Raw genomic sequence first — 11345 nt, forward strand, 5'->3', positions numbered from 1 at the left:
TCGACGAACAGCCGATCGTGTCAACCTTGGTCTAACAGAGCCTTTTCGAAAGTATGCGGCAAAATCTGGAACTGCCGACCAGACCGCAGTTTTACCAACAATTTATCAGGGGTTTTGTTGCCAAAAAATGTCGTGTGCTCGGCGGTCTCGAAATTTGCCGCATACTTCCGGAAAGCCGCCCGCAAGCGCTGTGCTCACGGGCGGCTTTTGCTAACGTTGCGCTACAAAAGCGCTTGATATGTCCAATAGACAGGTGCTACTTGACCTCGATGAGCTCATACTTGCTCGTGCCCAGGCCGATCTTTTCGGCATGCGCGATGCACGCGCGCCAGTCGGTGTCGGGATGCGTGATGCAGAAGGGGTCCTTGGCCTGCTCGCCCTCCAGATGCTCGTGGTTATGCTCCATCTTGGCCGCGCTATCGGTGAGTTCGGTGTTGGGCAGCGGCTCGGATGCCATGACGGCATCGGCGCAGGCCTGATCGATAGCGACCGGGTCGAAGCTCGCGAACATGCCGATATCGTTAACGATAGGCGTGTCGTTTTCGGGGTGGCAGTCGCAGTTGGGACTGATGTCCATGGCGAGCGAGATGTGGAAGCTCGGACGGTCCTGAACAATGGCCTTCGTGTACTCAGCGATCTTGTAGTTGAGTACGTCGGCCGCGGCATCATAGTCGGGCTTGATGCAGTCCTGGTTGCACGCCGCAATGCAGCGTCCGCAGCCCACGCAGCGATCGTGGTCGATGGCGGCCACGTGCACCGTGCGGGCGTTGCCGTTGGCAAGCTCGCGCTCGCGGGTATCGTCAAACGAGATGGCGTTGTGCGCACAGATCTTTTCGCAGGCACGGCAGCCAACGCAGTGCTCAGTCGCGACGTTCGGCTTGCCGGCGGCATGCTGCTCCATCTTGCCGGCACGGCTGCCGCCTCCCATGCCCAGGTTCTTCATGGCGCCGCCAAAACCGGCCTGCTCATGGCCCTTAAAGTGGGTGAGGCTGATCACGATATCGGCATCCATGAGCGCCTGACCGATCTTTGCCTCGCGCACATACTCACCGCCCTCGACCGGGACGAGCGCCTCGTCGGTACCCTTGAGGCCGTCGGCGATGATGATCTGGCAGCCTGTGGCGTACGGGGTAAAGCCGTTCTGGTAGGCGGTGTCGATGTGCTCGAGCGCGTTTTTGCGGCTGCCCACATAGAGCGTGTTGCAGTCGGTGAGGAAGGGCTTGCCGCCCAGCTCCTTCACCACGTCCGCGACGGCGCGGGCGTAGTTGGGGCGCAAAAAGCTCAGGTTGCCCAGCTCGCCAAAGTGGATCTTGATGGCGACGAACTTATTCTCGAAGTCGATCTGCTCGATACCGGCGCGACGAATGAGGCGCTTGAGCTTGTCGAGCTGGCTCTCGCGAGCATGCGTGCGCAGGTTGGTGAAGTACACCTTAGCGGGTGCTGCGGGTGCAGTTGCGGTCATAGTTATATCCCCTCGGTCTATATGGCGTTACAGACATAGAGGATGGTACCCGTTGAAGTGGGGTTGAAGTCAAGCGCAACGCCGAGTCGCTAGGCACTCATTGGGGACAGACTTAAATGAGTGCTTGCCGCCCGGCCAGCGAGCCGGCGATCCGGCAAAGACTGTCCCCAACGACTAGTCGTTTAAGAACGTCCCCGATGACTACTCCTGCACCTTGAGGGCTTCGGCCAGGCTGACGCGCTTGATGGAGCGCGTGTGTAGCAGCGCCACGACCAGGTAGGTCGCAAAGCCGATGCCGACGCATGCAGCCATGGACCAAGCGGGCACGTAGATCTCGATATTGCCGTTGTAGGCGAGCAGCATCGAGCGGAAAATCGCGGTCAGCGAGCCAATGATCACGGGCAGGCTCAGCACGAGTGACACCGCCACGCACAGCGTGATCGAGCGGATGTACAGATGCGAGATCTCGCTATCGCGATAGCCAAAGACTTCCATGTAGCTGATCGAACGGGCGCTGTGGTCGATCACCGCCTTGGTCAGCAGGTACATAAACAGCAGGAAGATAAACACCGCGAGCCCGACCATCATGCCGATCATTTTGCTCATCATGCCGATAAACTGGTCGCCCACGGCGCGCATGTCGTCGGGCGTGGTGTCGCCGGCAAAGTAGCGCGCGTCGAGGTCGAGCTTCTCGTTGCTCACATAGCCGTTGAAGTAGGCGGCATCGTTGTCGAACAGCTCGTTAAAGTCATCGATGCTCATATAGATATTCATGTCCGACTTTGAGCCCCAGGAGCAGCCCTTGCCCGCGTACTCAAGGGAATAATCCCGAGCCTCGTACTTGTCGCAAAGCTCGACCTTCTGGCCCTCGCTCCAGCCAAACTTGTCGAGCAGGCCGCCGCCAAAGACGACGTGTCCGTCGCCGATGTTGAGGCCCTTCCAGTAGCGCGAATCGGGCGAGATGCCGTAGACGGAAATCGTCTCCTCGCCATTACCATCGCCGCGGTCGTATTGCAGCTGGTAGACGGCATATTTCTCGGCCTGCGCGATTGCGCCCGCGCCGTTGTCGGTCGAATTGACCGGGTGGATATCGTCGTTGTCAGTGTCGATCTTAGAGGCCTTGTCGATCAGGCCGATGGCCTCGTCGCGGTTGCAGCCGAGGGCAGCGGCAAGGTCATCGAGGCGCGCGTAGAGCGCGTCCTTCTTGTCCTGGACCCCGGCGAGCGCGTCCTGCGCCGCGGCCAGGCTCTCGGCAGACGGAGAGCTGGCCGCGGCATCGGTTGCCGTCTGCGCCGCATCGGCCGCGTCATCGAGCTCGTCACTGGCATCTTGGGCGGCGGAGAGCAGCGCGCCGTCAACCGACTGCAAGCGCTCGAGTGCCGACCACTGCTCGCGCTCCTCGGCAGTGCCCTCGAGCTCCAGCGGAGCCTTGAGCGTGTACTGGTGCTCGGCGACCAGGCTTGTCTCCAGGTTGTCGGCGTAATGCGTCATCGTGGGCAGAATCGCCAGGCCAAAGAGCAGCAGCAGCGAGGCAAACGCAATGCCCACGAAGAGCGTGGCGAAGTTGCCTAGGTTGCGCAGGAAGATACGAAGGCGGAAGCGCGAGACAAAGCCCATGCGCTCCGGCAGCTGCAAGCCGCGCTTGGTGCCCGATTTGCCGCTCGCCTCGTGACGAAGGAACTGCAACGGCGTCTTGCCCATCTTGCGAAGCAGGCCCACCAGCGTGATGAGGATGAGCGCGGCAGCGGGAACCACGGCGCACTTCACAAAAATCTCCCAGCTCCAGTACACCTGGAAGGGAGGCAGGCTGTACGAACCGTAATAGAGGCCGCGCATGGGCTCGGTAAAGAACGCGACGCCGAGCGCGGTGCCCAAAAGCGCCGCGAGCACGCCCACGATGGCGGGAAGTGCCAGGTAGTGCAGCACGATCTCGCGTCGACGATAGCCGCTGGCGAGCAGCGTGCCGATGATGGCGCTCTCCTCCTCGATGGTGGCGTCGGTAAGGACCACAAAGACAAACGCCATGATCACGATGATAATGTCGAGCAGCGTCATCCACATCATGGAGTCGCCGTCTACGTCGTCGCGCGCGTAGCCAATACCCTGGTTGGAATCGGCGTCGATCAGATCGTCCACGCGCGCATCGGCATCGGTCAGCGCCTCGACCATATCCTGCTCCGCATCGATGCGATCCGCGGTGGGGAGGTCGCGATCGTTAAAGGTAAAAGAGTACGTGTAGGCAGGTGCACCACCGGCATCCTCGAGCGCGGCAAAGCCGGCGTCGGTGACCTCGGCCACGCCGTACGTGATGGTGTTCACCGTAAAGTCCGAATTGTCGAGGAACAGCGCCTGGCTATCGGGCTGGGTCATGATGCCGCAGATGGTGTAGGTGCGGCCCTCAAGCTCAACCTTATCGCCCACGGCGAGGTCGTTGTTGGTGGCAAAAACGCGGTCGATAGCCACCTCATCGTCCGTCTTGGGCTGCCTGCCCTCACAGTAGGACGCGATATCGACCTTGGTGCGGTGCGCATAGGTGCGCAGCGTGCGCTTGGTGCCGTCGTCGCCGGCGGTCTTTTTGATGATGGCGTCGATGGAGAAATTCTTGTAGAGCGTGACGCCGCCGACGTCGTCGGCTGCATCCTCGGCTGCCTTGAGCTGGTCGTCGGTAGCCTCGAAGGAGGTGGTCACGCGGCCGTCCTCAATCGTGTACGCATCGCGCATGTCGTCGATAAGGCAGCCGATGGAATGCGCCGCGAGCAAAAAGCCCGAGGTAAGGGCGATGCTCCCGCACATAAGCAAAAAGATGCCCAGGTACTTGCCGATATTGCGGCGCAGCTCGCGCGGGAGACGTTTTGCGAGAGGTGTCATGACGCCGCCTATCAATCGAGCTCGGCGGCCGCGACGGGCGACTCGTTGAGCTCGTCCTCGACGATGCACCCGTCGCGCAGGCGCAGCACGCGATTTGCCATGCGCGCGATGGCGGCATTGTGGGTGACAATGATGATGGTGCAGCCGTAGGTGCGGTTGACATCCTCCATGAGCTGCAAGATTTCCTTGGACGTCTTGTAGTCAAGCGCGCCCGTGGGCTCGTCGCACAGCAGCAGGCCCGGGTTTTTGACGAGCGCGCGGCCGATGGCGCAACGCTGCTGTTGGCCGCCCGAGACCTGGCGCGGGAACTTGTTGCGGTGCTCGTAGAGGCCCAGCGAACGCAGCAGGTCGTCGATATTGAGCGGGTTTTTGGACAGGTGCGCCGTGACCTCGATGTTTTCCTTGATGGTGAGGTCGGGCACCAGGTTGTAGAACTGGAAGACAAAGCCCAGCTCGCGACGGCGGTACTCGCCCAGGTCGGTAGGGTTGAGCACCGTGAGGTCGCAGCCGTCCACCATGATGGAGCCGCCGTCGGCATCCTCCAGGCCGCCAATGAGGTTGAGAAAGGTCGACTTGCCCGAGCCCGAGGGCCCCAGCATGACGCAGATCTCGCCGCGGTTGATGGACGTGTCGATGCCGTCGAGTACCGTCAGGCGCGCATCGCCGTCGCCGTAGTGCTTCTTGAGCCCGTTGACCTGGACGTAGGCTTGCTTTGTCGACATGCTATCCCCCGTTGTTAGCCTTCCGCTACTTTTCTAGGGTAATAGTAAACCCAGGCGAACTAAATGTAGGCGACGGTCGCGGATTTTTTCAAACCACTCATTGGGCACTCATTGGGGACAGACTTATATGACTGAAACCACTCATTTAAGTCTGTCCCCAATGAGTGCCGGGACTGTCCCCAAGTGCCAGCAGGAAAGGAACGTCCCCAAGTGACGGGTTACGGCTAGGCGTGGGATTTGGCGTGTGCGAGGGCTAGGCCTACGGCGGCGATGGCGGCGGCGAAGAGCACGGTGACGCCCAGGTCACAGACGATGTCGCCCAGCACGGTGGACGTCAGGTCCGCGGCGAGCGCCTTGCCGATCGCGTCGTTCACCCAATACGTCGGCACAAAGTGCGCCACCGTCTGCACGGCCGAGCCCATGAGCGACAGCGGCATCCAGGCGCCGCCCAAAAACGTCATGAGCATGCCGAGCAGGTTGCCCACACCGTTGAGCAGCTCCTCGCGCGCGCCCAGGCTCGACAGCGTAAAGCCAACGGCCAGCGGCGTGCACGCCAGGGCAAACGTTGCCGCCAGCGCCAGGCACACGCGACCCACGCCGACCTCGGCAACCGCGCTGGCAAAGCCCACGACGCCCATCATGCTCGACACGAGCCAGATGCAGACGGTGAGCACGGCGGCGGCCGCGAACACAGCGAGCGAACGCTGGCGCTCAGAGACCGGGCTGGCATCCATGCGGCGCACGCGCTCGGGCTCGTTCATGCCCGAAAACACCAGTCCCACCGACACGATGACCGACGAGATGATCGCGTACGCGCCAAAGTTGAAGTACGACTCGAGCGTGGTAGCAGCAGTCGAGTCGACCTTGACCTGCTCGATCTGGACCTCCGCGCGCTTTGCGGCCGCGTGCTCGGCGGCCCTTGCGACGTCACCGTTGGAGGCAGCGGGTTCAAGCGCCGCCGCAGCGCCCGCGAGCGAGATCCAGCGCGAGGCCTCGGCGGACGAAAGCGTCGCCGCCATGGTGCCGGAACCATAGGTCACGTCGAGCTTGGGCAGGGCCTCCCCCGCACGGGCGGCTGCAACAAGATCGTCCTCAAACCCCTCCGGGATAAAGAACACGCAATCGGCACTGCCCTTGGCGCTGTTGCTCTTGGAGAGCGCGTCGGCAAGGTCGTATGTGTCGTCGCCGACGCCCGTGACCAGGTCAAAGCGTGAGCCCAGGTGCTTGGTAAGCGCCCGCGAAAGGTCGCTATTGTCGCGGTCGACCACGATCACGTTGGTGTCGTAGGGCTTGTACTCGGTAAGCTGCGACGAGTTCCAGCTCACCGAAGCCGCGATGAATACGCCCATGAGCGAGATGAACACCGTATAGATGAGCAGGTAGAACGGGTGCGCCAGCGCCATGCGAAGCGCGGTCTTAAAGGTGCTCATAGCGGCTCCTTCCAAAGATCAGCGTAGCGGCGGCGACAAACACCAGGGCCATCAGGACGAGCGCGCCGGCGCGAACAGCGAAGGGCCCCAGGTCCTCAAAGAAATACAGGCGATTGAACATGTCGCAGATGAGCTTGACGGGGTTGAGCCAGCACTCGACCGGACAAGCGCGGGCGACGTCGTCGGCAAGCGCCATCGCCGGCTCGCCGTAGAGGCCGGCGAACAGGGCGCACGTGGTGGCAAAGCCCGTGAGGATGCCCGACTTGGATGCCTTGCCGCCCTTAACGGGAAGCGTGCCCACAAAAAGCCCCAGGCCCGTGGCGGCAAGCGCGGATGCAGCCCCGCCCAGCAGGCACAACCCCTCGCGCCCGCCAAAGTCGACGCCCACGACCAGGCGCACGTAGCCGATCGCAACCGCCATCGATGCAAAGGAAACCAGCCACGAGCCGACAAAAATGCCGGCCAGCGACGCCGTCTTGGAAAGACCACCCACGCAGCGGCGCGCGCCAAGGCCCGACAGATTAGGCTGCAAATCAACGACGCTCAAGGCGGCAAACTCGGCAGACATCATCGCGACCAGGCCAAAGAGCGCGTAGTAGTAGATGACCGTGCCATCGGGCGTGGCACGAGTCAGGCTCATGCGGCGGGTTCCGCCCTCGAGCGACAGGGCGTGCGCAACCGTCGCCGGATCGGCGAGCGCCGCCGGGTTGTCCTGGGCAATCTGGCGCATGAGCTCGACATTTTGCGTATACGAGCTTGCCACCGTTTCAAGGATGCTGCGGTCGGTGAGCACCGACGAGGCGCGCGAGCTGTCGTAACTCGACAGCAGCGTGAGCCTGGGCGTGCCCGCGGCATCAACCGTATAGATGCCCGCGACCTCGCCGGCCTTGAGCGCTTTGCGCGCGACAGCCAAGTCTTCGTACTCGCTCACATCGAGCAGCTGATCGTCGCCTGCCTTGGCAAGCGAAGCTGCCACATCCTTAAAGGTCGAGGCATCCCAGGCCTCGTCCGCCACGACGGCAACCGGCACCGGGTCGACCGTGCCGTCGGAGCTGAGGTTCGCAAACATAAACATGAACATCGTGGAAAGCGCAATAGGAAAGAGAGCGCCCCAGACCCACGTGCTCGGCCGGCGCAGCAGCGTCTTGACCGTGGTGATGATGGTGTTGAACATGGCCGCCCCCTAGTCGCGCAGCTCGCGGCCGGTGATCTCGAGGAATACGTCGTTGAGGGTCGGCGGTTCGGAATAGATGCGGCCGAGCGGCACGTCATGCGAGCGCAGCGCATCGAGAATGTCCGTCAGGTTGTGCGGGCTCGCTTCGCACGAAAACGTGAGTTGTCCCGCCGTTGCCGAAAGGTCCAGAACGTGCGGCAGGCTTGCGACGGCACCGAGCGCCGCACTCGGAACCTCGCCGACCTCGATTACAATCTTCTCGCCCATCTGAATCATGCGCTTGAGCTCGTCGTTAGTGCCCTGCGCCAGCACGCGCCCACCGTCCATGATCATGATGCGGCTGCAGATCTGCTCGACTTCCTCCATGTAATGGCTGGTATACACCACCGTGGCGCCCTCGTCGCGCAGGCGGCAGATGCCCTCCAGGATGGCGTTGCGGCTTTGCGGGTCGACCGCCACCGTGGGTTCGTCAAAAAAGATGAGCTCGGGCTTGTGCGCGATGCCGCAGGCAATGTTGAGACGACGCGCCAGGCCGCCCGAGAGCTTGCCGGGGCGGAACTTGGTAAAGTCGCCCAGGCCGACAAAGTCGATCGCCTCGTCCACCAGCGCGCGGCGGCGCTTGCGGTCGTTGACGTAGAGACTGCAGAAATAGTCGATGTTCTCGCGCACGGTGAGCTCGTCGAACACCGCCACCTGCTGCGGCACCACACCGATGCGGCGCTTGAGGTCGTAGCGGGCGGGCGTCATGCGCTCGCCGAACAGCTCGATGGTGCCTTTGTCGTAGGCGAGCAGCTGCAGGATGCAGTTGATGGACGTGGTCTTGCCCGAGCCGTTGGGGCCCAGCAGGCCAAAGATCTCGCCGGGGGCGATACTCAGGTTAAAGTGGTCGAGCGCAATAAGGTCGTCGTAGCGCTTAACGAGGTTTTCGACGTGGACGATGTCTGTCATGAGGCGGCCCTTCTGTTGCTTGCGGCCCGGTACGATTGCATCATCGCAGGAGCTGACGGCGCGCACCAGTGAGCTTTGTCACGAGTGCGGGGCGGTCGCGTAGCCTGCTGACGCGACCGCCCCGCCGCGTGGGAGGAATGTCACGGTTGCTTTGAGTGGCGCCTCCCCCGTGCGCGGCATCGCGTACAATACCCGTATGAACAGGCTTTTCGACAAATCGATCGTGCTGGCGTGCTGCATTGCGGCCGCCACGGGCCTTGCTGTGGACGCTCGCCTGGTCGCGGCGTTTTGCCTTGGCGTTATTGCCACCTCGCTGGCCGAGCTCGCACAGAAGGAACGCACGAGCCGCACAAGCGAGGCCGCGAGCTACGCTTACATCATCGCGGCTGTCTTCGTGCCGCCGTTTGTGCCGTTTGCGCCCCTCGCCCTCTATGACATCGCGCGGCGCGTGCGCCGTGAACGCGTTTGGGTCGCGCTGGGCATTGGCGTCGCCTTTGTCTTTGCACTCGTCGCGGACCTTCGCGCCGACGCGCTTGCCGCTCGAACGCTCCTGCTGACCGTCATCCTTTCAGTCGCCGCCACCCTACTGTCACTGCGTACCGCCCAGTTGGAGCGCGAGCAGCAGCGCATGCGCCGCATCCGCGACGAGCTGCAGGAACGAGCCCTCGCGCTCGAAGCGCGCAACCGCGATCTTGCCGACCGCCAGGACTACGAAGTCGAGCTCGCGACACTCGCCGAACGCGCCCGCATCGCGCGCGAGATCCACGATAGCGTTGGCCACCAACTTACACGTGCCTCGCTGCAGACCGAGGCCCTGCGCGTCGTGCACGCCGACGAGCCCAGGGTTGCCGCCGATTTCGCCGACGTCAAGCACACCGTTGACGAGGCGCTCCAACTTGTGCGCGCCAGCGTCCACGCGCTCAATGACACTGCCGCCGACCTCTCCGTACAGCTCGAGTGCATCGTGGAAGGCGCGTGCTCAGATGGCGGCCCGCAGATTGAGCTTGAGGTTTTGGCCGAGCATGCGCCCGCCAACATCACCAACTGCTTTGCGGCGGTCCTGCGCGAGGCGCTCTCCAACACCATACGCCACGCCCGCGCGCAAAACGTTGTTGTGCGATGCTTGGAGCATCCATCGTTTTACCAGCTCATCGTTACCGACGATGGCACGGGCGGGACCCAGACGGGCGGTCGCGGCATCGCCGAGGGCATGGGGCTCGGCTCCATGCGCGAGCGCGTCGAGGCGCTTGGCGGTACCTTCACCGCCGGCCCGCGCGCCGGCGCCGGCGGCTGGCGTGTGTTTGCCACCGTTCCCAAACAGCAAGGAGATGAGGCCCGATGAGGCTCATAGTTGTCGACGACGACCGTTTGGTGGTCGATTCGCTCAAGATTATCCTGGGCGCACAGCCGCAGATCGAGGTGGTGGGTACCGGCGCCAATGGCGACGACGCGGTCGCGCTCTACGCCGAGCACGCGCCCGATATCGCGCTACTCGACATCCAGATGCCGGGGCGCGACGGCCTTTCGGCGGCACGCGAGATCCTCGAGCGCGACCCTGCGGCGCGCGTGGTGTTTCTGACAACATTCTCGGATGACGAGTACATTGTGTCGGCGCTCAAACTGGGCGCCCGCGGCTACCTGATCAAAACCGATGTCGCCGCCATTCCACCGGCACTGGCGCAGGTCATGGACGGCAAACGCGTGCTCGAGGGCAAGGCGATCGAGGACATCGATTTTGACGGGACAGGCGCCGATGCCAGCACGCCTCGCCGACCCGCCGCCTTTGCCAGCCTGACCGACCGTGAGTTCGAAGTCGCCGAGCTCATCGCCCGCGGCCTCGATAACAAGGAGATTGCCGCCGCCGCTTACATGGGCGAAGGCACCGTACGCAACCACATCAGCTCGATCCTTGCCAAAATGGGCCTACGCAACCGCACGCAGATCGCCATCGCCTACCTGCGAGGGTAATTGCCCAACAACCGACCACCCCGGCATAGCAAAATGGCTGCTATCGATTTAATGCCATTTCAAAACTATGCCGGTTTACTACGATGAATCACCTACCTTCGACCACGGCAAATTGCACGCTTCCAAAACCGCAGGTAGAACGCTTGCGATATTTAGAAAAATGCAGTCATGGTCGGGAATGTCGAGTTCATCGTAGTAAACCGGCATAGTTTTGTTCGGGCGGCCCTGCGCGAGTGCCTCCGCAAGCCTTGCGAGACCAAAATGATCTGCTTTCTTCCGCCCGCGGAGATCGGCTGACGGCGCCCGCCACGAAATGGGCCCATCTACTACGTTTGACCCGATACCCCTGACCATAGCCGCGTTTCATGAAAAATCGCAGGCGTTCTACCTGCGGTTTTCATTTCACATTACTTGCCGTGGTCGAGGGCTGCCGCCTAAACATAGTAGATGGGCCGGTTTCGTGGCGGCGGGGTCACGTGGCGGCCCTCGCAGGGCCAAAATGATCCGTTTTCCTCCGTCCACGGGAGATCAAGGGCTGTTACGGATATGGTGACATTTCAAAACCATGCCGGTTTACTACGATAAAAATGAGATCCCCGACCACGCGTGACTTTTTCGCAAAACTGCAAGCCGTCTACCTGCGGTTTTGATTTTGCCAAATGCGGCGTGGTTGGGGGCAGGCGATTTATCGTAGTAATCCGGCATAGTTTTGTTCGCAGCGGCACAACCGCGCGCTCACGCGCGGGGCCGGCGGGGCATTTTTGCCCCGCCGG

8 protein-coding genes are annotated in these 11345 nt (G+C 62.4%); 2 read left to right on the forward strand and 6 right to left on the reverse strand.

All coding sequences use genetic code 11. From position 1 onward, the window contains the following. Positions 1-256 precede the first annotated feature (256 nt). The 6 genes from DW233_RS07595 to DW233_RS07620 form a co-directional block, all read right to left on the reverse strand. Entirely contained in the window at positions 257-1462 is a 1206-nt protein-coding gene (locus tag DW233_RS07595) for a DUF362 domain-containing protein (protein ID WP_117758583.1), read from the reverse strand. 201 nt (positions 1463-1663) lie between these two features. Then, positions 1664-4330, reverse strand: a complete 2667-nt coding sequence (locus DW233_RS07600; RefSeq protein ID WP_118267582.1) for an ABC transporter permease — start codon at positions 4328-4330, stop codon at positions 1664-1666. An 11-nt stretch (positions 4331-4341) separates the two neighbouring features. Continuing rightward, positions 4342-5052 (reverse strand): ABC transporter ATP-binding protein, encoded by a 711-nt coding sequence (locus DW233_RS07605; RefSeq protein ID WP_118267584.1) that lies wholly within the window; start codon positions 5050-5052, stop codon positions 4342-4344. Between the two features lie 224 nt (positions 5053-5276). Beyond that, on the reverse strand, positions 5277-6482 hold the full coding sequence (locus tag DW233_RS07610; protein ID WP_118267586.1) for an ABC transporter permease: 1206 nt from the start codon (positions 6480-6482) through the stop codon (positions 5277-5279). Then, positions 6469-7656, reverse strand: a complete 1188-nt coding sequence (locus DW233_RS07615; protein WP_118267588.1) for an ABC transporter permease — start codon at positions 7654-7656, stop codon at positions 6469-6471. Before DW233_RS07615 ends, DW233_RS07610 begins: the two co-directional genes overlap by 14 nt. Before the next feature lie 9 nt (positions 7657-7665). Further along, positions 7666-8604: an ABC transporter ATP-binding protein gene (locus DW233_RS07620; protein ID WP_055251488.1), complete on the reverse strand. Its 939-nt coding sequence runs from the start codon at positions 8602-8604 to the stop codon at positions 7666-7668. A 196-nt stretch (positions 8605-8800) separates the two neighbouring features. On the opposite strand from DW233_RS07620, the gene DW233_RS07625 reads away from it, so the two are divergent. Beyond that, positions 8801-9946: a sensor histidine kinase gene (locus DW233_RS07625; RefSeq protein WP_147357144.1), complete on the forward strand. Its 1146-nt coding sequence runs from the start codon at positions 8801-8803 to the stop codon at positions 9944-9946. Beyond that, on the forward strand, positions 9943-10572 hold the full coding sequence (locus DW233_RS07630; protein WP_117803505.1) for a response regulator transcription factor: 630 nt from the start codon (positions 9943-9945) through the stop codon (positions 10570-10572). The genes DW233_RS07625 and DW233_RS07630 overlap by 4 nt, the downstream gene beginning before the upstream one ends. The last annotated feature ends 773 nt before the right edge of the window (positions 10573-11345 follow it).

It is taken from the genome of Collinsella sp. AM20-15AC (assembly GCF_003471405.1).
Taxonomy (GTDB): Bacteria; Actinomycetota; Coriobacteriia; order Coriobacteriales; family Coriobacteriaceae; genus Collinsella.